The sequence below is a fragment of the Bacillus cereus genome, from assembly GCF_002564555.1.
Classification (GTDB): Bacteria; Bacillota; Bacilli; order Bacillales; family Bacillaceae_G; genus Bacillus_A; species Bacillus_A cereus_K.
The window spans coordinates 432630-454245 of the sequence record NZ_NUVD01000104.1; the positions used below are offsets into that span (position 1 = coordinate 432630).

Here is a 21616-nt window from a genome sequence, read left to right on the forward strand (position 1 = left end):
TTCCCCTAAGTCTTCTGTCGCTTTTTTCTAATATATCTTGTGTGAAATTGCTTTTCCCATCAGAAACGAGCTACAAACCAGCATAGGTCATAGTACCTTTTAATAGGCTTTTCCATGATTATTTCTCTTCCTTAATATATATTCGAAGGAAGAAATAATTTTATGGGGGTCGAAATAATATTTTTTATAAATACCTAAAATACACTACTAATTATTTAAATCACAGGGGGTTCATTCACTATAAAGATATAATTTTTCGTTTTGGGGCATTATAAAATTTCAACTTGATAGCGATGAAGCACTGCCAACAAAGATCGTTTTTCGTACGCTAAACGATCTTTTATATAAAAAAAGCCGATTTCCTGTAGTGGATAATCGGCCCTGTTACTATTCATTTAATTAAAAAGCTTTAAAAATATAATTACCTTAATTGTTATCTATAAAGTGAAACTTTAATCAGTGTTTTTTGTTCATCCCCACTGATTATTAGCCTTCACCAATCGGACGTTTATGGGCAGTGTCTTTGCTCCAGCCGAACTTTAAGATGGGAGTTTTACTGCCCGTTAATGCGGGATAAAACAATTCGTTTCTCAGTTTCTGAATCGAAATAATGAACTTTGTCCATGTTTAAACCAAGCTCTATATTTGATTGGCTTTGCACATCTAAAGAAGTGTCTACACGAGCTACAAAAGATTGTCCATTTAAGTTGGAATATAGATATGTTTCTGCCCCCATTAATTCTGCTACATCAATAGATACCGATACTTTTGCGTTGTACGGTAAAGCCTCGATTGCTTCTCCATAACAAAAGTCTTCTGGACGTATTCCTATTATGATTTCTTTATTCGTATAGCCCTTGTTTCGCAAATTATTCATCTTCTCTTCTGGCACTTCAATTTTCCACTTATCAATCATAAGCGTGTTATCTGTTAATACCCCTTTGAAAAAATTCATTCCAGGGGAGCCAATGAATCCTCCGACAAATACATTCTCAGGATTGTCATACACTTCTTTCGGTGTACCGACTTGTTGTACAATACCATCTTTTAACACAACAAGTCGAGTTGCCATCGTCATCGCTTCTATTTGATCGTGTGTGACATACACAGTTGTTGTTTGCAGCTGCTTGTGTAATTTTGTAATCTCAGCACGCATTTGAACACGTAGCTTTGCATCTAAATTTGATAAAGGCTCGTCCATTAAAAATACCTTTGCATTTCGAACAATCGCTCGGCCCAAGGCAACACGCTGGCGCTGTCCACCTGACAGTGCCTTTGGTTTTCGGCTTAAATACTGCTCAAGCCCAAGAATTTTTGCTGCATGTTGCACACGCTGGTCAATTTCTTCTTTACTATATTTTCGTAGTTTTAATCCAAATGCCATATTTTCATAAACACTCATATGCGGATAAAGTGCATAATTTTGAAACACCATTGCGATATCTCTATCTTTCGGCGAAATATCATTTACACGCTTTCCGTCAATATAAAAGTCGCCTTCTGAAATCTCTTCAAGTCCAGCAATCATACGTAATGTTGTAGATTTCCCACACCCTGAAGGGCCTACCAAAACAATAAATTCTCCATCATTTACTTCTAGGTTAAAATCTTTTACGATTGTCACATCATGATCATATTTTTTGTAAATGTTTTTGAATGATAGTTGAGCCATAATATCCTCCTAGAATTCGAGCTATATTTATAGATATTGTTAAAAATTATGATGACATGAATTATAAAACCTTCGAAATATCCTTCATACTGTCTAAAATATAATCTGCTTTTCCTTCTAAATCTTCTTTCCTACTCGCACCCGATAAGACGCCCACTACTTTAATGTTACTATTTCTCGCAAATGTAACGTCTGTTAATGTATCACCTACCATAAGCACATCTTCTTCAGTTAGTGAAAATTGTTCTTTAAACATATGATAAAAATCACTTTCAGGTTTTGTTCTATTCACACCGTCATCTGCACCTAAAAAATCTACGTAATCATATAACTCAGTCATTTTCAGAGAATGAATAGCTGCATCAACATCGTCTGCCGTAACAACCCCAATAATATATTCATTGTCTTTTAAATATCGTAACGTTTCCTTTGCACCTTCCACTTCTGTAAATACAAGATCGTCTGCTGTAGAGTACTTTTTGAATAGAAGACATACATTATGAATGAAATTCTCTTTATCTACATGTTGATTTTCTAACAACGAATACCATGCAGCCGCAATAAAGTAATTTGTGCGACATGCTAGTAAACTCGTACTCTCAAAATCGTTATCATTCATACCAATAATCGATAAGTAATCATCTCGTTTACTTTTTTCATTTGGATACGTTTGAAATATATCATCTAACACACGATGCACAATTTTGTACCAAACTGAATCTAACTGTATTAATGTTCCATCTTTATCAAAAATAATTGCTTTATTCACCTTTTATTCCCCCTATAACTTCATTCCATGTTTTCATATTTTTATTCTCAACTTTATTATGAATAGGATTAATAAACGCTACTAATTCGTCCTCTTCCCATCCCTCAACCCTAGCATACGCTCCTTCATTTAAGGAGAATGCAAAAGTTACGTTGCTGCCAGATTTTTGTTCAATTATTTGCCCATTTATTATTAGTCTCCACTCACACGGTTTATCAGTAGAAATGTTGTAAATAATATTTCCTTTAGCCTCATCACCAACATAAATCGTTTGACCTTCGTTTTGAATGTCTATCACTAATTTTCTAAATCGAGTGAAATAAATTCTTCCTTTTTGGATTGCACCGTTCAAATTCTTAATAGATAAACCGTTACATAATACATACGTTCCTGGGTCACCATAAATGGATGGGTCTTTTGATCCTGGGAATGTTTTAGACGGATGTAAATGAGAATCACTTCCTCCTATTCCCCAGATTTTAAGACCGTTTGACCACATTTGATCGAAACAACGTAAAGCTTCTAAAGTGGATGATTTACTTTTTTTATAAGTTGGATCACACATAATTTCCATCGTATGAACATTTTCTAAGTTAATATTCACTTGGTTCGCCCAAGGCTTCATAAACGGATGATTCACACTCATTAGGTACCCTTTTTCTTTCAAGAAAGCAAATAGTTCATCCATTGTTTCCGCGCTAAACGATTCATCTACATACTTTGTAAAATCAACGTATTCCTTTATCCCGAATATGTTGTAATGACCGTAAGGCGTTGTAAGTTCCATAGATGGTATAATTAATGTGTTTCCTTTTTGATACGACGGCATTACAATATTATGCTCTGTCGCATATAAAAAATCTAATTCTTGTTTTTCACATACTGTCATTCCAAGTTCATCATCTATCTCGCCGTCTGTTAAATCTGTGTGCTCATGAAATTCTCCTTTGTACCATCGATGTTCTTCATTTATTACCTTATTAAAACGGTCATCATCGATAAAAACATTTCCTTTACAAAAGTGCTCTCTATTATACTTTCGTTCCAATTGATCATTCACTACTATATTTACTGTGTAGTCAACTTTTTCTCCAGTAAATTTTACTGCTTTCTTTGCACAATGAGGAATATAGACAACTTCTAATTCCCAATTACCTGACTGTATTTCTCCTCCAATACAACCCGCAGAACAAAATATTGAATCTTTCGAAACGACTAGTTTTTCATTTGCAACTGGCGTTTGATATTGTATACGTACATAACCGTTAGGGTCTCGCAAGATTAATAATAGCGGGATTTTCCGGCTGTCCCCTTGATCAATCGTTAATGTAAAGTTTGTAATATCAGTTTCATCCATTTGGAAACAATGTTTATTTTTTACGAATGGAGAGAGTGTTATCGTACTTGTTATTTCGATCATCGTTCTCACACCTTTTTACGTTTTAATAAAGGAATTTTAGAGGCACTTCCTTCGTTCAAAAGCACCTCATGTTGGTAATATTACTTCTTCTTTTTCAGAACTTTATCTAACTCTTCTTGCGCAACTTTAGCTGCTTCATCTAATGCTTTTTTCGTTGGAACTCCTTCAATTTCTACTTTATCTTTCGCTACATTTAAGGCGTCATTAATTTTACCGCCCGTTGGATCTACAAATGGTCCCACTCCATAATTGTTAGCTTGTTCTAATGGAACTAATGCTTGTGGTTGTTTTTTAACGAATTCAGCATATGGACCATACTCTGTTACATTGTTGCGAACAGGGATATATCCTGTAGCCATGGACCATTCAGCCGTTTTCTCCGTACTTGTCGCAAACTTCATAAAGTCATACGCGCCTTTTGCTACTTCTGGATCAATATTTCTCGTTAATGTGAACAAATATGTTTCTAGTTTTGGTGCTGGTTTATTATTACCCCAAGCAGGCTGAGGTAATGCTTCAAATGTGTTAAGGCGTTCTTCTTCCGTCATTCCTTTTCCTAATGATTTAAAAACAAATCCTTGATCACCAGATGATCCTGTAAATCCTAATGTCCTACCTTCAACTAAATCAATTACAGTTTTATCCCAATATTCCCATCCAGTACCACCTGAATGTATTTTCATAATTTTATCTTCATGTAGCCATGTACGGAATTTCTCCCATACCGAAACCCAAGTGTCATCGTTAATTAATACTTTTGTACCATCTTCGCTTAATACGTTTCCACCAGCACTGCGAACCGCATCAATTAAATTGGAAGTTCCCCACATTGGCATCCAGCCCGCATATGTCACATTTCCATTTTCACCACGTTTTGCGACTGTTTTTGCTACCTTTTCTACACCTTCCCACGTCTTTAAATCATCTTTTGTAAAGCCATTCTCCGCTAATGCTTTTTTATTGTAATAAAAAATTTGCGTTGTACCGTAAAACGGAATGCCATATAACTTATTGTCAATTGTTGCTTGCTCCATAAACCCTTTCCCATAATCTTCTTTTTTGAAATTAGTATCATTTTTAACATATTCATCTATAGGTACGATTAACTGTTTTTTAGCATATTCTTGAATGACATCTGAACCTAGTAATGCAATTGCTTCTTGGTTATTCGCTGCAAATCCACTTTGTAGCTTTTGATATGACTCATCGTAGCTACCTGCTTTTGTCGTTTTCACTACATATTTGTCCTGACTTTTATTGTATTCTTCCACAATCTTATCTACACTATCTGCAAGAGAGCCCCCTACTCCATTAATGAATGGAACAACAACCTTCTCCCCTTCTTTACTCGCTTTAACCGTACTTCCTTTTCCGCCTGAACAACCCGCAAGTGCACTAACAAACAATGTTATAACTGTTAGAAGCATGAATAGTTTTTTCATCCCACAAATCTCCTTTAATATTTATTTACCCCTTTATTCCTGAATCAGTAACACCAGATAAGAACCATTTTTGCAGAATCAAAAATACGATTAAGAGCGGAACTGTTGCGATTGTACTTGCAACCATAATGTGTGACCAATCTCGCCCTAAGGAACTATTAATGAAATAATCAGCAATTCCATTCGTAATTAACTTTTGCGTATTATCTTTCAATATAAGAGCTGGCCACATGTAATTATTATAATTACCAATAAATGTGACCAATCCTAGTGTTACAAATGATGATCGTGTCATTGGAAAGATAATCTTCCAAAGAATACGCCAATCACTTGCTCCATCAATTTTGGCTGCTTCTACTATTTCAAAACCAACTTTGTGGAACGATTGTTTTAAATAGAAAATACCGAATACACTAACAGCCATAGAAATCATGTATCCAAAATGTGAATCAAGTAGCCCGAATTTCCCTAACATTACATATACAGGAACATATGATACAGCTCCAGGGATCATATAGGTTGCCATCACGACACTAAATGTAATATTTTTACCTTTAAACTTGTAAAATGCCAACATATAAGCAAACAGTGCAGATGAAACAAGCACATATATTGTAATGATGAAAGATGTATAAAAACTATTAAATAAATATGTGTTAAATGGTAGTATGTCTAATACTTGCTGATAATTTTCCCAGTGAAATTCTTTAGGCCAAAATCCCCCTTGTAATACTTCACTAGATGTTTTAAACGAACCAAGTACCATCCATATGAACGGAAAAACAAATAGTATACTTGATAATGCTAAAAAGAGATGCTTTACGATTAATGGACCTTTTTTCATATTATTCACCTTAATAGTTCACCCACTTATCACCTATTATTTTGTTAATAACAGATAGTAAAATTGTAATGATTAGTATGATAAATGCGATTGCCGTTGCAGATCCCATATCAAACTGTTCAAACCCTTGTTGGAAGAATAAATACAGTAACGTACGCGTTGAACCACTAGGCCCACCTTGTGTTAAAATTTTTATTTGATCGTAAGCCTGCACCGAAGAAATTGTATTAACGACAACTAAGAAGAAAGTTGTTGATGAAACCATTGGCAGTGTTACATATCGAAATTTCTGCCATGAATTTGCTCCATCAATACTAGCTGCTTCATATAAACTATCTGGAACTTTTTCTAATGCGCCGATATAGAAGATCATCGTCCAACCAACTAATTTCCAAACTGTCATTATAATGACTGCTAACATCGCTGTTTTACTACTTTGAAGCCAGTCCAAACCTGGTATTCCGAAAAAGTTTAGAACTTTATTAATAACTCCAAATTGAGGTTCATATAAGAGTGACCACACAATGGATACAGCTATTGTTGGCGTTACCCATGGTGAAAAGATCATTAATTGGTACAATGCGGAACCTTTGAATTTTTTTCGGAAGAATAATGCGAAACCTAAGCCCAATGCAATTGTTGGAATGACTGTTCCAATTCCGAAATAAAACGTATTGAGCAATGCTTGCATAAAAGAATCTTGTGTAAATAAATTAAAATAGTTTTCTAAACCAACAAAGTTAAAATCATTCGTCATAAAATCCCAATCAGTAAAACTAATACCTAAACTAATGAAATTCGGAATAATCCAAAACAAGATTAGAGGTATTCCAACTGGTAGTAAAAAGAACACAGCTTTTGATAGTTTTATTTGCATTCTTGCCACCTCCTAATTCATATTGTACGGGTACATTATTAACACAATGTTGTTAATTTGTTAACTAATTGTAAAAACAACAAATTAACAAAATAAAACAACATATAAACAATAAAAGAAGACTATTTCTCAACTTACTAAGAAATAGTCTTCTTTTAGCTTTTCTATACTGTTATTACTTCAACCCCATTACTTGTTAACATATTTTGCCACGATTCATCGAGCTTCGCATTCGTATATAACGCATCAATATCACTAAAACTCCCGCTTTTATAAAACTTTGTTAAATTAAACTTTGACTCATCAGCCATCATTACAACTTGTTTTGCATTATTCTTTAACTGCTTAAATATTTGTGCATCTTCAATATACGAACATGTCAGTTCTTTTTCTAATGAAATTCCATCACAAGAAGCAAATAATTTATTAACAGTGAAATGATCCAGATAGTTTAACGTCATTTCTCCAGACAATGCTAAGGAATTCGTATTCAATATTCCCCCAATGACTATTAACCTACAATCAAAGGAATCATGTTGTTCTTTCAGCTCAATAATTTTATTGACCGCTGGTATCGAGTTTGTTAAAATCGTCAAATTCTTTTTATCGTATATGTAATCTAAAATTTGCATTGTAGTTGTCCCAATTTCAATTGCGATAATATCATTATCTTCTACAATTTTACTTGCTACCATTGCAATTTTTCGCTTTTCTTCAATATTCTCAGATCGACGTTTATCAAAATGAAATTCTAGTGTTTGATCTTTTTTCTTAATTGCACCACCATGTATTTTCGTAAGCTGCCCTTCTTTGTCCAACATATCTAAATCTCTTCGAATCGTTTCTGTCGTAACATTTAATACCTTCGCTAAATCATTTACCATAACTCGGTTATACTTTTCTAACTCATCTAGTATGTGTTTTCTTCGTTCAAATTGTGTGTACGATTTCATTTCATTAACACCTCGTCAAATTACGCAAAATATTGATTTTCTAAAAACTCTTAATATACAAAAGGCTTAATCATTACTTTTAACATAACATCATTTACAGAAATAAGGAACGATTATATTCATTTAAATTCAAAATTTATTTAACAATAAAAACACGATTATAATAAATAAAAATTTATTGTTAAACGATAAATTTCATGTTAAATTAAAAGGATATTAAATAAATGAGGTGCTTTTTATGAAACAAGGATCCACACTCTTTTTAAAAACCGTTGTGATTCTGATTGGAATCCCAGTTCTAGCTATGTGTATATTTTTGGTCCCTAAAATTGGGAATTTTGCAGCAGAATTGTATCCTGATATTGCATTTATAAAATATCTTGTCTTTATCAATTTATATGCAACGGCTATACCTTTTTACTACGCCCTGTATCAAGCTTTTAAACTTTTAAGCTATATTGATAAAAATAATGCTTTCTCGGAATTGTCTGTTAGCGCTTTAAAAAATATAAAATACTGTGCTATGACAATCAGCGTCTTATACGTATTAGGCATGCCACTCTTTTATCTCATTGCGGAGAGAGATGACGCTCCAGGCTTTATCATTATTGGCATGATCATGGTTCTTGCATCAATGGTTATCGCAGTCTTTGCTGCCGTTCTCCAAAGACTATTACAAGATGCGATAGATATAAAATCAGAAAATGATTTAACGGTCTGAGGTGAATTATATGGCAATTATTATTAATATCGATGTAATGTTAGCGAAAAGAAAAATGAGCGTAACAGAGCTTTCGGAGAAGGTTGGAATTACAATGGCTAACCTTTCTATTTTAAAAAACGGAAAAGCAAAAGCCGTCCGTTTTTCAACTTTAGAAGCAATATGTAAAGCATTAGAATGCCAACCTGGGGATATTTTAGAATATCAACCTGAAGATACCGAATAAAAAAGAGTCCTTCTCGTATGAAGGACTCTTTTTTATTGCTCATTACGGCGCGAAGCTAATTTGACCAGTTAACACTAAAATAATTGCGATAATCCAAAATATAAAGAACGATGAGGACAGTATTAATGAGACAATTGCAATTGCCTTCTTTTCTGTTTTTTTCGTCATAGTGATTATTGAAAGTATGATGCCTACACCTGTTAGAGCAATTGTAATATAATCTCCCACTATATTACCTGCATTCGCTATCCTTGTCGGTGTTATAAAAACGAACAGAAAACACAAAATGCCGATGAGTAAAGATATATAGCTTATTATACTGTACTTCTTTTTGGGAACTATTTCGGTGTTCATCCTATCATCCCCCTTCTATATAATTATGAGATTATTTTAGCACAAATAACCAAAAATTGGATAAAAAAACAGATAAAGTGGACACTTCTACTTTATCTGTCACTATTTTTCTATTTAATATCGTTACATATTACTAAACCCGCCCTGTCTTTCGGAAATTCCGTTTCTAAGTAATAATCCTCTGCTTTCCAATACCTATTTTGAAACTTTGAAAGGTTCTTCTGCGTTTCCTCACTCTCGCGAAGAAACCTTGTCTCTCTTGTGCAATCCAAATACACCATAAAATGAAAGAAATCTCTCCATTCTTTTCGCTGTAGAAAAACTCCTTCAATTACAATTACACCTACTATAGGAATCTGTACTTTTTTCATTTCACATGTATCGGTATCATCGCGGTAGAAAGGCAATTTCAATTTTGTTTCATTTTGTAACTTTTGAAAGAATTTCTGCCGAAGCCATTCAATATCCCATTGTAAATAATAATACTCATACCATTCTTCAAACCCTGTATGATAACGTTTATTACGCTCCACTATATGATCATCCATATGGAAAATATGAAACGGAATACCTTCTCGTTTCATATTTTCCTTTAAATTTGTTACGAATGTTGTTTTACCCGAACGGCTTAAACCATCTATTCCTAAAATGAATCTATTTTCTTTATGCTTCTTCATAACATTTATAAGTTCACTTGTATTCATTACTTCTGCCACTCTTCTTTTAATAAAGAGTATAAAATTGTATCATGAGCAACTCCATTTTGAATCATATGTTTTCGAAGCAATCCTTCTTCTTGAAAACCTGCTTTTTTCAACAATTTTTGGGAAGCTTTATTTTCTACATATACGACAGCTGCGATTCTTATGAGCTGTAACGATTCAAATCCATAAGTTAAAATGGCCTGAAGTGCTTCAGATGCATATCCCTGTCCCCAATATGTATCATCTAACTCATAACCAATTTCGGCTCTTTTGTGGTGATTGTTAATTAAATGAAACCCACACGTTCCGATTAATTGGCCCGTCCCCTTTTTCTCGATTCCCCAGCGAAACACGCTTCCTTCTTCATAACGATTTTTAAACGTTTGAATCGTTGTTTTCGCTTGCTCAATATTTTCGAAAGAGTCCATTCCGAAATAACGTATAACAGATTCTTTCGAAAAATAACGGAACATCGCATCTGTATCTAATAGTGTAAGCTCTCTTAATAGTAAACGTTCTGTTTCTAATTTCGGAAACCCCATCCGCTTCTTCTCCTTCTATTCTAATGAACTACAAATTTCAATATAATTACCGTCTGGATCAGCGATATATGCAATGGTTTGTCCCCATGGCTTTACAATTGGTTCAACTAAAATTTTAATCCCTTGCTCTCTGAATTGCTCGATCGTTTCTTGTACATTCTCAACAACGAATCCTAATTCGAAATGAGATGACTGTAATTCACCTTCTGTAAGCGGGAGTCCTGTTAATTCTTTTACATCTTGCCGCGTATTCATCGCTAAAATTGTAGAGCCAGTATTAAATTCAATATATGTACCGTGCTCTGCTTTTATAGGTAACTGTAAAGTATCTTTATAGAACCTTAAACATTCCTCAAACTTTTCAACATATAAAATGATGTATTTCATTTTTAAATTCATGTTATATCCCCCTTTATCTACATCCCTAAAAATTCGACAAATGTTTCAAATAACCTTGTTTCATAAGGACAAAAAAATGAGGCCGATTTCTCGGCCCCCAGCTTATTGGCATAAAACAGGAGATTTGGTTTGAACATAACCAGTTCGTATTTTTATTATATTTTATTTTTTCTGAATTTTAAATGCATTAAACACCTATTTATATTGAGAAAGTTTTTTACTTGCATAAAATTATACTGTTTAAGAAATGCTACAAATGGAGGTGCATACATATGGAACCAATGCTTTGTCCAAGTTGTAAAACAAATCGTACTCGCTTTAATATTCTTGAGCAACAAGTAAAACCAGTAAAGTTAAATCCACAAACTGGTCAAGTAGAAGAAGAATACACAAATGAAACGATGAACGCTTTTCATATGGCTTATCAAGGTCCTACATACCGCGTCCAATGCGCTGTATGCGGGCTTGTTGAAAATCCAGAACAATTTATTAAACCTGCTCAAAACCAGTCTTTTTCATAAAATCGTTACGATCCCTTATAGAAATAGATTTTTCTATAAGGGATTTTTCGTTTAATACGGTAATATAAAACGTATTTCTTCCTTATTATACGTTAAACTTCAAAACGTTTTAGCCATCTATTATTTTCAGATCTTCGAAAATAGATTTTAGCTACTGCATGCGTTCTTTTACTTTATCACTATTTTAAACATCAAAATTCAAATAAAATAATATTAATGGGTAGTTCATTATTATGAATCGTTTCTTCTTCATTTATTACCTTCTGGTATTGTTGTTTTGGTTATTAATTATCAACTTAAATATACATCCTTTTATTATGTAAAAAATATCGAACAAAATAAACATATATATAAATTAAAGAAGATGATCCCGATATAAACACCGTTGTTTAACCGTTGTTACAATATTTCCTTTTTCAATTTATTAATCTTCCAATATAAATTAATAAGTATATACAAATATAAACAGCCAAAAAACCCTACCATACCTTTATATAATCCAGATTCTGATATTCCAAGAAAACATAAGTAAAGCGCTGGCATTAACGTTACGAACATAAATGCAAAGACCTGTAATAACTCAGTGAGTTTTTGTATCCTCGTTTCCTTATCTGAATATATATCAGGCAACTCATTTTCCTCTTCTACTTCTTTACAAAAGTAATTCCACTTCGCAAAACTCGTTACATGTTTCCAACCACACATTTCATATATTTCAATATATTCTTTTTGTTTTTCCTTTGAATCTTTATAATCCAATCTAAAATCCGCTTTATATATTACATCTTTCGGATCAGTTTTCTTAAACGTATACATCACATTATACTTTTGTAGCGCCCAGCCTTGTTGATGCATTTTTCTTAAAAAAGCTTCCTCTTTTTCTAAACTCCATCCAGCGAAAAATTTAAATATCTTCTTTGTCTCCATCATCCATTCACTCCCCTAATATACTGTTTCCATTCTTTACAGACCGCTGTAATCTGTTGTACTCCAGTTCTAGTACCTCTCTCCCAAACGTAGTTAATTCATAGCACTTCTTCCTGTCTGTAGAGGCAACTTCAACAATTAACTTCTCTTTAAGTAACTTCGTCGTATTCCCATATAAAGTACCAGGACCGAGCTTTACTTCCCCATTTGTCATCTCTTCTACCATTTGCATAATTCCGTAACCGTGCATTGGCTTTACTAGTGACAATAATATGTAATATGTCGCCTCAGTTAATGGAATATATTTTTGTGCTTTCGCATTCATTATAACTACCTCCGATACATCGCCTTATGATATATCGACTTACGATACATCGTATACCGATATTGTATAATCATATCCCAAAATATACAAGTATAATTTAATAATTAAATATCTATTTCTTTAAATCGAAAAATCGTATCAATTTTCAGAATAATTTGTTAAAATATAGGAATATTAACTCTTTTATTACGAAAGGAATGTTACATATGATTAATAAATTAAAAGAAAATATAGGTTCTGTTTTTGTTGGTAAGGAGAATGTGATCGATTTACTACTCGTTTCATTACTTGCTGACGGACATGTACTGCTTGAAGACGTGCCTGGTACTGGGAAAACGTTACTAGCGAAAACAATTTCAAAAAGTATTGGTGGTCATTTTTCGCGCGTTCAGTTTACCCCTGATGTACTCCCGAGTGATGTAACAGGTATTGAATATTTCAATCCGAAAACGAGCGAATTTGAGTTAAGACTTGGACCAGTCGTGACAAATATTTTACTTGCAGATGAAATTAACCGTGCAATGCCTAGAACACAGTCTAGTTTGCTAGAAGCGATGGAAGAACGACAAGTAACGCTTGAAAAGCATTCTACTCCTCTTCCGAAACCGTTCTTTGTTATTGCGACACAAAACCCAATTGAATCACAAGGAACATTCCCTCTTCCAGATGCACAGCTTGATCGCTTTTTAATGACGATTTCAATTGGGTATCCGGCTCCGGAAGATGAATTAAAAATGATGCGCCGTTTTCGTAATAATGCACCGTTAGAAAGCGTTACTTCTGTTATTTCTTTAGAAGACATTTTAGAAGCACAGAAACGTGTAAAAGAAGTGTTCGTATCAGAGCCGTTAGAACATTACATAATTAAACTTGCTCACGCTACAAGAAATCACGATTACATCGCTAATGGTGTAAGCCCACGTGCCACTTTAGCTTTAGTGCGTGCCGTTCAAGCATTAGCCTTTTTACGCGGCAGAGAATATTGCACGCCTGAAGATATACAATTTTTAGTTCCTTCTGTTTGGATTCACCGTATCGTCTTATCAATGGAAGGTGCCCTGCGCACGACAAAAAATGAAATTATGCAAAGGATATTAAAAGAAGTTGACGTACCAGTGGAGATTGAGCAAGCATGAATGGACAGCGCGTTGTAACTGTACCTTTATTTTTTCAACTTCATATTATTCAATTAACTGTTCCAGTCGCGTTACTTTTCACATTCTTTTTCCCGCAACGCATGCTTATGTTTCTCTTTTTCTTTTATTATTTATTTGCTATTTTCATTTATAAATATGTCGCTTACATAGAGAAAAGATTTCAAGTAATAAATGAGAAACAAACAACTCGGCTATTTCCTGATGAATCTGGACAGTTTTTTATTCATTTAAAAAATGGGGCAAATATACCACTTGTTAATGGCGTTTGTTATTTTCATTTAAATCCGTCCCTTATACCGCACAAAGAGCAAGGGATTGAACAAATATCAAAAACGTTATTCTCTTTCCCGTTTTCACAACCTGCTCATTCAGCTCAAAAATGGGATTTAACATTAACCGCAACGAAGCGCGGCGTGTTTCAAATTGAACAGTTCGAATGTGTATTGAAAGACCCTTTTCACTTGTTAACTGTACATTTACCTGTTTTTGATAAATTACGAACTGAAATAATTGTATACCCTTCTCTTAAAGAAGTAGCTGGTTTGCAAGAACTTCAGCAACTTTTAACTGGGTCCTATCGAACGAATTTTTCTTTTTACAATGATGAAACATCTATTATCGGTGTGAAACGATATGAACGTGAATCATTCCGCTCTATACATTGGAAAGCATCTGCTAAAATGCAGGAATTACAAGCGAAACAGTATGAACCTGTAAAAAATTATAGTTGGACGATTTGTCTTTCTTTAGCTGCTGATCGCGGGTTTGGTTGGAGAGATAATGTAGAAGAACTTATTTCATATGCAACATACATTTGCCAATACGCAACAAAGCATCAAATTCCATTCGAATTGTTTATTAGTCTATTAGCAGAAGGCGGTGCATTACATGTACCGTTAAATGAAGGTCAAATGCAATACGCAAAAGCTTTAGAAGAATTAGCGCGTATTTCAGATGATAGTACGTTACTTCCGAAACAAGGATTCCTTCATTATGTAATGAAAAAAAGAGAGCGATCATCAACTATGATCTTTCTCGGTTTGCCCAAAAAGGAACTCCCTCTTTTAACACAACCGACATTTGTTATTCATGATGAAGGGATGGTGGAACCAGTTGAAAACTTGGCTATATCACATTCATGATTTCATTCTGCTCCTCCTGCTTTCATTATTAACAGAAAGAGATGAACTAATTGGCATTGCTATATTTTTAACAACAGGCTATATAGGAGTATTTCTTATTCATAAATTTATGAATAAAAAAATGACAGGATTTGTAATACTATTAGTTCTTCAAATAGTTGCTTTCTCTATATTTTTACCTTTTTCTCTATTTGGCACAATCATATTACCACTATTTTTCTTTATCGTACACGCGGTTGGACCAGGATATCCAGTTGAAAAATCATTAGGCGGTATTGTATGGTTTGTTGTTTCAGCAATATTTTATGCACCCTTTCCGCCGTTATGGAAATTATTAATGTTAGCCTTACACTTAATGATTACATTTTGGCTTACTGGTGCAAATCGAAAACAACAACTATTACGTTTTGCTTCTATCATTACAATTGGCATAATGAGTATATTAATTATTCAAGTATTCCCTTTCATTAGGCTTATGTTTGGTTTTATAACGGAAGTAATCGCATTAGGCGTCGGCTATGCTTTAATGCCATTAATTAAAGCAGCGGAATTAAAAGATACTGAAGGTGTTTGGGCAAATAAAGGACATCTCTTAAAACCACAAATTGAAGACGGGAAAAAACTTCCTGATTTTGACCCAATACTCATAAATAGCGTTACAATACTAGTCTGTACAGTCATTGCTATTTATGTCGTAAGGAAAATAATAAAAAATCGAAAACAATTAAGTTTACCAAATATACCTATCTTCGAATCTACTATCATTACTGATAAAGAAGGAATGAATCAAAAACGTTTTAAACGAAACAAACCACCACATAATGAAATACGAAAAGAAATCTTCAAACTAGAAAGTAAGTTATCCCCTCCTTTAAACCGGGAACGAGGAGAAACAGTTGAAGCTTGGCTAGAGAGAATTAATGATGATGAAGGTGTAGATATAGAGAGGCATATTATTATAGATGCGTATAATACAGTACGTTATTCAAACGAAGAAAACACTGTACTTCTAAATGAATTTAAAGAAGAGATTCATAAACTTTATGCGTATCAGAAGAGTTTGAAGAAGCGGAGAAAATAATGTATACAAAAATCCTCCTATTAATTTAGGAGGATTTTTGCTCTATAATTCCACGTTACTTTTTAAAACTTAAGCATTCTTCCCTGCTTCAATTTCTAAAGATTCTTCATGCCACCAAAGTGTTTCTTCAGGATCTTCTTTAGAGATTAGGTGTGCTTCTTTTTTCGTTTCTACTGTAGGATACGAACCTTTTAGTGCACGTCCTGATGTTGTAACGAATAGTACACTAAATGCAATTAATCCAATAATACTTACACCTGTTAAATAAAATGCCGGTGCGAGCGGATTACCAGTCGCATGAACTAAGTATGAACATACGAGCGGTGTTGTTCCACCGAATATCGATACAGAAATATTAAAGGAGATCGAAAGTGCTCGATAACGCACATCGGTGAAAAAGAGCGATGGTAATAATGAAGGTAATGTTCCTTCATATACACTTAGGAAGAAACCTAATACGAAAATACCTGCAAATATAGCCGCAATATGTCCGTTACCTATTAGTAAAAATGCCGGAATGGAACATACTGTTAAACCAAGTAAACCAATTTGCACTACGCGTTTATTACCAACTTTATCACTTAATTTACCGAAATAAAGTGCCAGTGGAATCATAAGTGCCATCGTAATTGAAATAATTAATAAGCCAGTTGTTTCTTTGACTTTAAGTACTTGAGTTAGATAAGAAGGAATATATGATAGGATCATATAGTTTGTAATGTTAAAGAAGGCAACAATTACTGTGCTTAATAAGAAGTCTTTTTTGTGATATTTTAATATATCCATAAATGAAAATTGTTCGTTGTCTTCAGATTCCTCTTGTGCTTTTTCCATCTCTTCAAAGATGGGAGATTCATCTAAATGACGTCGTAAATATAAACCGACCAAACCAATTGGTGCAGCTATTAAGAAAGGAATACGCCATCCCCAGCTGAGCATTTGCTCATCTGTTAACAATAACGTCAAAATGGTAACAATTACCGAAGCAGCAATGTAACCTGAGAGTGTTCCAATTTCAAGACCACTACCGAGTATACCACGCTTTTTATCTGGAGAAGATTCTGCGATATAAACCATTGCTCCTGAATATTCGCCGCCTGTAGAGAAGCCTTGAATCATTCGGGCAACTAAAAGTAGTATTGGTGCCCATACACCAATTTGTTCATAGGTTGGTAGTAATGCGATGAATAATGTAGAAAGTGCCATTAAAATAATAGTTGTGCTTAAAACAATCTTTCGGCCATACTTATCTCCTATTCTACCAAAGAAAATACCTCCGATTGGTCGAACGAGAAAGGCCGCTGCAAATGTACCAAATGTAAGTACAAGTTGCAAACCACTATTATCCACACCTGAGAAGAATATTTGACTTAAAATAACCGCTAAATACGCGTATAATCCAAAGTCAAACCACTCCATTGCATTCCCAATGCCAGTAGCAACCACTGCTTTCCTAGCTTGTTTAGAATTGACAATATTAACGTCTTGAGGTTCAAAGTTTAAATCATTATTTTGTTGCATATAGTAAAACAGCTCCTTATTTAATTTAACTTCTTTAAGCACACCTTCTCTTACTAGAATAAATTCAATACGAAGCACTTAAGGAAAAGCAACGTCTCCTTATCTGTTATTATTGTTTCACATAATTAATTATTTGTCCAATAAGATGCTTCCTTAGTTAAGTAATTAAGTATTTTAAAAAGCTGAAGAAGGCGCTGTATGAGTGCCTTCTTCAGCTTTTTATTTTAATACGTAAATTTATTTTTCCACCACCATTTTCTTCCTGCGCGAATTAAAAATAAGGTACTTTTTATATTTGTAGTTTCATAAAGATTTTTAAACATTTGCTATAGCTGCCACACTATGAATAGCGGATATAAATTTGTTAATAAACGCATCAATTTCCTTTTCTGTAATAATATACGGCGGTAGCAAACGAATAATATTCCCTTGTGTAACATCTACTAACATCCCTTTATCCATTAATGCTGATTGTAATTTCTTCACATTGTCATTCGTATCATTCACACTAATACCAAACATCATCCCTGCATGGCGTACTTCCTTAATATAATAAGAGTTTTCTATTTGAATTTCTTGCAGTTTGTCATTTAAATATAGTGACGTTTCATAAGCTTCTTGCATTAATCCATCATCAAGTAATGTATTTAATACCGTTAAACCAAGAGCTGTTCCCATTGATGAATGTGCAAATGTCGTCCCATGATCTCCTGGTGAAAATACATCACATAACTTTTCACCTACAATGATTCCTCCAAGCGGTATCCCGCCTCCTGCTCCTTTACCAATTTGAATAATATCCGGTGTAATATTGAAATTTTGATAAGCAAATAGCTTTCCAGTTCTGCCCATTCCACTTTGTACTTCATCGACAATAAGAAGTACATTATACTTTTCACACAGAAGCTGAACTCCTTCCAAATATTCACTTGATAAAGGATAGATCCCCCCGCTGCCTAAAACAGGCTCAAGCATAATTGCAATAGGCTTTTCATTTATGATTGTTTCTTCTAATTGTTCTATATTTTCACGTTCCACTTCATATACAGGAATAGATGTTTTAGGAAAATTTTGATATACATTTTCTTGTCTCGTAAAATGAAGTGCCCCTAACGTACGACCGTGAAAACTATCTTTCAGCACAACAACTCCATCACGTTCTTCATTCGTAATAGATCTATACTTATCAATTAATTTTAAAGTCGTTTCTGTCGCCTCCGTACCTGAGTTTGTGTAGAAGACCTTACCATTTCCTAAAGTATTATCAACTAATTTCTTTGCATACTCAATCGCAACCGGGTTTAAAAAATGAAATGGCAGATGCAATGATTTCGTAACTTGCTCCATTGTCGTTTGCACGATTTTAGGATGATTGTACCCTAATACGTTTACTCCTACACCAGAAAACAAGTCTAAATACTCCTTACCATCCACATCATACAGTTTACAACCTTCTCCTCTTTCTATCGCAACCTCCGTACGACAATACGTAGTCATCATATATTCTTTATCTAATTGAAACCAATCCGACATGATAAATTCCTCCTAATTTTTCCCCTGGTTTTAATTTCTATTAACAAAAACTATTTATATAGATACGCTTTAAAGTTTCATTTTAAGTATTTCTTTCACGATATTCATTTTTTCATAATTCCCTCTATTGCAACAGGTCCACTACATGTGCGTTTTTTTCATCTAGCGGTATGTTTCTAATTTGAACTTTGTATGTAATACATAATCATCGCTAAAAAATCATATTTAGTAACAATCGACGAAAAAAATTTGGAGGCTATATTAATGAATGAAAAACATGATATACAGAGGCAATCTTTATTAGAAGCAGACTTTGATAAAAATCGAGAACCTAATGAGCCCGCTAAACTTCACTCTCAAACAGTTGGTTCACGTGGACCTGTTCTAAAGCAAGATAGTGTACTGCACGAAGCGTTACAAGAATTTATTCATGAAAAAATTTTAGAAAGACCTGTTCATGTAAAAGGATATGGTGCATTCGGTTACTTTCAAACGATTTATCCGATGTCTCAACATACAAAGTTGAACTTTTTACAAAATTCTAATGAGAAAGTTCCTGTTATGGTACGATTTTCATTCGCTGTTAGTACGAAAGGAACACCTGATACTTCTAGAAATGTACGCGGTTTTGCGACAAAATTTTATACAAATGATGGTGTTTTTGATCTTTTATGTAACCACATTCCTGTCTTTTCTGTTCGTGATCCGATGCGTTTCCCTGAAACTATTAAAGCACTCTTACCTTCACCTAAAAACAACTTAATAGACCCGAATAGTTTTTGGAACTTTGTCGCTAGAGCACCCGAATCCATTCATTTTGTTGTCCGTTTATTCTCCGATACTGGTACGGCAAAAAGTTTTCGTCACATATCAGGACATAGTGTAAATACGTACGTTTGGAGAAATGCTGAAGGTCATCGAAAGTACGTAAAGTATCATTGGTATCCATTTGAAGGTGTACAATACATTAATAGTGCGGAAGCAAATAAACTCGCTGCCGAAAACCCTGATTATAGCGGGAAAGATTTATATGATGCAATTGCAAATGGTAAACCAGTGGAATATGGATTATATGTCCAACTCATGGATCCGAAAGATGAAGCGCATCTTTCATATGATCCTTTAGATGATACAAAAGTATGGGATGAAAAGACTTATCCTCTAATACCAGTCGGTAAAATGATATTAAATAAAAATCCTGAAAATTATATGGAGCAAGTAGAAAAAGTAGCTTTCTCCCCTTCTAATTTACTAGACGGTGCAGAACTATCAGATGATAAAATGTTGCAAGGTCGCGCTAATATTTATAGTGATTCACAAAGAAGAAGAATTGGTCCTGAATTTCGTAAATTAACAATTAACCAACAGCAAAATTGGACACCTGCTAATCAAATAACAAGCGGTGACGGAAGATATGTTGAAGGTAAACTTGAAAGGACTTCTATAACTAAGCAAGATGACTTTGGGCAGGCTGGTGAATTTTATGCTGAGTTAAAACCGATAGAAAAAGAACATCTTGCTGAGAACTTAGCTAGTGATTTGAAAGTTATATCGGATGATATTAGAAAGGTAGTTTTGGCGTATTTCGATAAGGTTTCAACAGATTTAAAAAATAGAATTGAGAAAGAGATGAAAAAACATTAAGAAGACTAAAATGATCGTTTAATCTTGAAACGTGAGTTCCAAAGTTTGAATGCATCCATATATTTCATAACTAATTGTACCTTTCTTTTTTAAAGCCCTTACAGTCGTATTTTTCAAATTATAAGTACATTTATCAGTAAGTAATTTGCTATATACAACATTCCGAATGTTAAAAATCCCAAAAAAAGAAGGAAAGTATATATAATACTTCCCTTCTTTTTCAGCGAATAAAAATAACATCATTTCATATTATGATACTCATTTCTCTTTTTCAAATAATCCTTTTCACATTGTAACGGCCTGTATTCTACTATCTTCCCTGGCTTCCTTTTCGTTTCTGTAACGATCCATTCCCCTTTTTCAAGTTCAAGATGTTTTATAACATTTGTATCGTCTATTTCTTTATAAAGTAAAAATGCTTCAAGCGGCTTTACAAACAACCTAGGCTCTCCTCTATATCCACCGCTTTCAAAAGCTCTAGTTAACGAATTATAATACGTATCCTTTTCCCGACCACCATACATTAAGTGTGCAGCTTCTAAATCTTTTTTACTTACTTCCCAAAAGCCATTTTCATCAAAATTTAAATGAAACGTAGTTTTAATGTCCTTCATTATATGTTCCACATACTTATCATCACGCATTTTACTTTTTTCTAGACAATCCGGAGATAACCTTGGTGCATCTGATTCAGAATGTACAATATGTTGAATTGATACACAAAAAACGAATACGCTTAAAACATACAATAATTTTTTCATATTTACGTATCACCTCAAATAATTTAGATACTATATTATTTGAGGCTTAGGATATTCTTATGCTAGGAATGAAAAAATCCT

Annotated in this window: 23 protein-coding genes; 7 read left to right on the forward strand and 16 right to left on the reverse strand. The window is 33.8% G+C overall.

Features of this window, described 5'->3' with window-relative positions:
• Positions 1-553 precede the first annotated feature (553 nt).
• The 7 genes from COI75_RS25845 to COI75_RS25875 form a co-directional block, all read right to left on the reverse strand.
• Entirely contained in the window at positions 554-1672 is a 1119-nt protein-coding gene (locus COI75_RS25845) for an ABC transporter ATP-binding protein (protein ID WP_000057926.1), read from the reverse strand.
• 61 nt (positions 1673-1733) lie between these two features.
• A complete protein-coding gene (locus COI75_RS25850) occupies positions 1734-2441 on the reverse strand; it encodes an HAD family hydrolase (protein ID WP_001030210.1) in 708 nt (235 codons plus the stop codon).
• On the reverse strand, positions 2434-3861 hold the full coding sequence (locus tag COI75_RS25855; protein WP_000570212.1) for a CehA/McbA family metallohydrolase: 1428 nt from the start codon (positions 3859-3861) through the stop codon (positions 2434-2436). Before COI75_RS25855 ends, COI75_RS25850 begins: the two co-directional genes overlap by 8 nt.
• A gap of 80 nt (positions 3862-3941) precedes the next feature.
• Complete coding sequence (locus COI75_RS25860) at positions 3942-5303, reverse strand: extracellular solute-binding protein (RefSeq protein WP_000732668.1); 1362 nt, start codon at positions 5301-5303, stop codon at positions 3942-3944.
• A gap of 25 nt (positions 5304-5328) precedes the next feature.
• Entirely contained in the window at positions 5329-6147 is an 819-nt protein-coding gene (locus COI75_RS25865) for a carbohydrate ABC transporter permease (RefSeq protein WP_000715649.1), read from the reverse strand.
• Positions 6148-6157: 10 nt separating this feature from the next.
• Positions 6158-7024: a carbohydrate ABC transporter permease gene (locus COI75_RS25870; RefSeq protein ID WP_001165981.1), complete on the reverse strand. Its 867-nt coding sequence runs from the start codon at positions 7022-7024 to the stop codon at positions 6158-6160.
• A 164-nt stretch (positions 7025-7188) separates the two neighbouring features.
• The gene (locus tag COI75_RS25875; protein WP_000844586.1) at positions 7189-7977 is read right to left on the reverse strand and encodes a DeoR/GlpR family DNA-binding transcription regulator; all 789 of its coding nucleotides are present in this window, start codon (positions 7975-7977) and stop codon (positions 7189-7191) included.
• Positions 7978-8215: 238 nt separating this feature from the next.
• Between COI75_RS25875 and COI75_RS25880 the strand changes: the two genes are divergently transcribed.
• Positions 8216-8698 carry a DUF2975 domain-containing protein gene (locus COI75_RS25880; RefSeq protein ID WP_000809115.1) on the forward strand — a complete coding sequence of 161 codons (483 nt, stop codon included), beginning with the start codon at positions 8216-8218 and terminating at the stop codon, positions 8696-8698.
• 10 nt (positions 8699-8708) lie between these two features.
• Positions 8709-8924 carry a helix-turn-helix domain-containing protein gene (locus COI75_RS25885; protein ID WP_000974619.1) on the forward strand — a complete coding sequence of 72 codons (216 nt, stop codon included), beginning with the start codon at positions 8709-8711 and terminating at the stop codon, positions 8922-8924.
• A 42-nt stretch (positions 8925-8966) separates the two neighbouring features.
• On the opposite strand, the gene COI75_RS25890 is transcribed toward COI75_RS25885, so the two are convergent.
• The 4 genes from COI75_RS25890 to COI75_RS25905 all read right to left on the reverse strand — a co-directional run bounded on the left by COI75_RS25890 (position 8967) and on the right by COI75_RS25905 (position 10923).
• Complete coding sequence (locus COI75_RS25890; RefSeq protein WP_001090966.1) at positions 8967-9278, reverse strand: hypothetical protein; 312 nt, start codon at positions 9276-9278, stop codon at positions 8967-8969.
• 110 nt (positions 9279-9388) lie between these two features.
• Positions 9389-9982, reverse strand: coding sequence for a kinase (locus tag COI75_RS25895; RefSeq protein WP_001097690.1), 594 nt, complete (start codon positions 9980-9982; stop codon positions 9389-9391).
• Complete coding sequence (locus tag COI75_RS25900) at positions 9982-10524, reverse strand: GNAT family N-acetyltransferase (protein ID WP_098380664.1); 543 nt, start codon at positions 10522-10524, stop codon at positions 9982-9984. Before COI75_RS25900 ends, COI75_RS25895 begins: the two co-directional genes overlap by 1 nt.
• A gap of 15 nt (positions 10525-10539) precedes the next feature.
• A complete protein-coding gene (locus COI75_RS25905) occupies positions 10540-10923 on the reverse strand; it encodes a VOC family protein (protein WP_001049860.1) in 384 nt (127 codons plus the stop codon).
• 272 nt (positions 10924-11195) lie between these two features.
• Here COI75_RS25905 and COI75_RS25910 point away from each other — a divergent pair, with 272 nt between their 5' ends.
• The gene (locus tag COI75_RS25910) at positions 11196-11444 is read left to right on the forward strand and encodes a hypothetical protein (RefSeq protein ID WP_000433610.1); all 249 of its coding nucleotides are present in this window, start codon (positions 11196-11198) and stop codon (positions 11442-11444) included.
• 399 nt (positions 11445-11843) lie between these two features.
• Here the strand turns inward: COI75_RS25910 and COI75_RS25915 are convergent, their stop codons facing one another.
• Positions 11844-12371 carry a DUF2812 domain-containing protein gene (locus COI75_RS25915; RefSeq protein ID WP_002095561.1) on the reverse strand — a complete coding sequence of 176 codons (528 nt, stop codon included), beginning with the start codon at positions 12369-12371 and terminating at the stop codon, positions 11844-11846.
• A gap of 7 nt (positions 12372-12378) precedes the next feature.
• Positions 12379-12696, reverse strand: coding sequence for a PadR family transcriptional regulator (locus tag COI75_RS25920; protein WP_000991892.1), 318 nt, complete (start codon positions 12694-12696; stop codon positions 12379-12381).
• Between the two features lie 206 nt (positions 12697-12902).
• Here COI75_RS25920 and COI75_RS25925 point away from each other — a divergent pair, with 206 nt between their 5' ends.
• From COI75_RS25925 to COI75_RS25935, 3 genes are read left to right on the forward strand one after another with little or no spacing between them, the layout of a single operon-like run.
• Positions 12903-13832, forward strand: a complete 930-nt coding sequence (locus COI75_RS25925; protein ID WP_000608778.1) for an AAA family ATPase — start codon at positions 12903-12905, stop codon at positions 13830-13832.
• Positions 13829-14995 (forward strand): DUF58 domain-containing protein, encoded by a 1167-nt coding sequence (locus COI75_RS25930; RefSeq protein ID WP_001014411.1) that lies wholly within the window; start codon positions 13829-13831, stop codon positions 14993-14995. The genes COI75_RS25925 and COI75_RS25930 overlap by 4 nt, the downstream gene beginning before the upstream one ends.
• A complete protein-coding gene (locus tag COI75_RS25935; protein ID WP_000860474.1) occupies positions 14967-16076 on the forward strand; it encodes a DUF4018 domain-containing protein in 1110 nt (369 codons plus the stop codon). The genes COI75_RS25930 and COI75_RS25935 overlap by 29 nt, the downstream gene beginning before the upstream one ends.
• Positions 16077-16145: 69 nt before the next feature.
• On the opposite strand, the gene COI75_RS25940 is transcribed toward COI75_RS25935, so the two are convergent.
• Together COI75_RS25940 and COI75_RS25945 are read right to left on the reverse strand one after the other, a co-directional pair.
• On the reverse strand, positions 16146-17597 hold the full coding sequence (locus COI75_RS25940) for an MFS transporter (RefSeq protein ID WP_002095560.1): 1452 nt from the start codon (positions 17595-17597) through the stop codon (positions 16146-16148).
• Between the two features lie 315 nt (positions 17598-17912).
• Complete coding sequence (locus COI75_RS25945; protein ID WP_001286508.1) at positions 17913-19130, reverse strand: aspartate aminotransferase family protein; 1218 nt, start codon at positions 19128-19130, stop codon at positions 17913-17915.
• Positions 19131-19394: 264 nt separating this feature from the next.
• Here COI75_RS25945 and COI75_RS25950 point away from each other — a divergent pair, with 264 nt between their 5' ends.
• Positions 19395-20774 carry a catalase gene (locus tag COI75_RS25950; protein WP_001003071.1) on the forward strand — a complete coding sequence of 460 codons (1380 nt, stop codon included), beginning with the start codon at positions 19395-19397 and terminating at the stop codon, positions 20772-20774.
• A 239-nt stretch (positions 20775-21013) separates the two neighbouring features.
• On the opposite strand, the gene COI75_RS25960 is transcribed toward COI75_RS25950, so the two are convergent.
• Positions 21014-21535, reverse strand: coding sequence for a hypothetical protein (locus tag COI75_RS25960; protein ID WP_000735749.1), 522 nt, complete (start codon positions 21533-21535; stop codon positions 21014-21016).
• Between the last annotated feature and the right edge of the window lie 81 nt (positions 21536-21616).

What these genes read in the sequence shown, in the direction of transcription:
- COI75_RS25845 (WP_000057926.1), bottom strand. Translation starts at nt 1,672, where the DNA reads ATGGCTCAACTATCATTCAAAAACATTTACAAAAAATATGATCATGAT.
- COI75_RS25855 (WP_000570212.1), bottom strand. Translation starts at nt 3,861, where the DNA reads ATGATCGAAATAACAAGTACGATAACACTCTCTCCATTCGTAAAAAAT.
- COI75_RS25860 (WP_000732668.1), bottom strand. Translation starts at nt 5,303, where the DNA reads ATGAAAAAACTATTCATGCTTCTAACAGTTATAACATTGTTTGTTAGT.
- COI75_RS25865 (WP_000715649.1), bottom strand. Translation starts at nt 6,147, where the DNA reads ATGAAAAAAGGTCCATTAATCGTAAAGCATCTCTTTTTAGCATTATCA.
- COI75_RS25870 (WP_001165981.1), bottom strand. Translation starts at nt 7,024, where the DNA reads ATGCAAATAAAACTATCAAAAGCTGTGTTCTTTTTACTACCAGTTGGA.
- COI75_RS25875 (WP_000844586.1), bottom strand. Translation starts at nt 7,977, where the DNA reads ATGAAATCGTACACACAATTTGAACGAAGAAAACACATACTAGATGAG.
- COI75_RS25880 (WP_000809115.1), top strand. Translation starts at nt 8,216, where the DNA reads ATGAAACAAGGATCCACACTCTTTTTAAAAACCGTTGTGATTCTGATT.
- COI75_RS25885 (WP_000974619.1), top strand. Translation starts at nt 8,709, where the DNA reads ATGGCAATTATTATTAATATCGATGTAATGTTAGCGAAAAGAAAAATG.
- COI75_RS25890 (WP_001090966.1), bottom strand. Translation starts at nt 9,278, where the DNA reads ATGAACACCGAAATAGTTCCCAAAAAGAAGTACAGTATAATAAGCTAT.
- COI75_RS25895 (WP_001097690.1), bottom strand. Translation starts at nt 9,982, where the DNA reads ATGAATACAAGTGAACTTATAAATGTTATGAAGAAGCATAAAGAAAAT.
- COI75_RS25900 (WP_098380664.1), bottom strand. Translation starts at nt 10,524, where the DNA reads ATGGGGTTTCCGAAATTAGAAACAGAACGTTTACTATTAAGAGAGCTT.
- COI75_RS25905 (WP_001049860.1), bottom strand. Translation starts at nt 10,923, where the DNA reads ATGAATTTAAAAATGAAATACATCATTTTATATGTTGAAAAGTTTGAG.
- COI75_RS25910 (WP_000433610.1), top strand. Translation starts at nt 11,196, where the DNA reads ATGGAACCAATGCTTTGTCCAAGTTGTAAAACAAATCGTACTCGCTTT.
- COI75_RS25915 (WP_002095561.1), bottom strand. Translation starts at nt 12,371, where the DNA reads ATGGAGACAAAGAAGATATTTAAATTTTTCGCTGGATGGAGTTTAGAA.
- COI75_RS25920 (WP_000991892.1), bottom strand. Translation starts at nt 12,696, where the DNA reads ATGAATGCGAAAGCACAAAAATATATTCCATTAACTGAGGCGACATAT.
- COI75_RS25925 (WP_000608778.1), top strand. Translation starts at nt 12,903, where the DNA reads ATGATTAATAAATTAAAAGAAAATATAGGTTCTGTTTTTGTTGGTAAG.
- COI75_RS25930 (WP_001014411.1), top strand. Translation starts at nt 13,829, where the DNA reads ATGAATGGACAGCGCGTTGTAACTGTACCTTTATTTTTTCAACTTCAT.
- COI75_RS25940 (WP_002095560.1), bottom strand. Translation starts at nt 17,597, where the DNA reads ATGCAACAAAATAATGATTTAAACTTTGAACCTCAAGACGTTAATATT.
- COI75_RS25945 (WP_001286508.1), bottom strand. Translation starts at nt 19,130, where the DNA reads ATGTCGGATTGGTTTCAATTAGATAAAGAATATATGATGACTACGTAT.
- COI75_RS25950 (WP_001003071.1), top strand. Translation starts at nt 19,395, where the DNA reads ATGAATGAAAAACATGATATACAGAGGCAATCTTTATTAGAAGCAGAC.
- COI75_RS25960 (WP_000735749.1), bottom strand. Translation starts at nt 21,535, where the DNA reads ATGAAAAAATTATTGTATGTTTTAAGCGTATTCGTTTTTTGTGTATCA.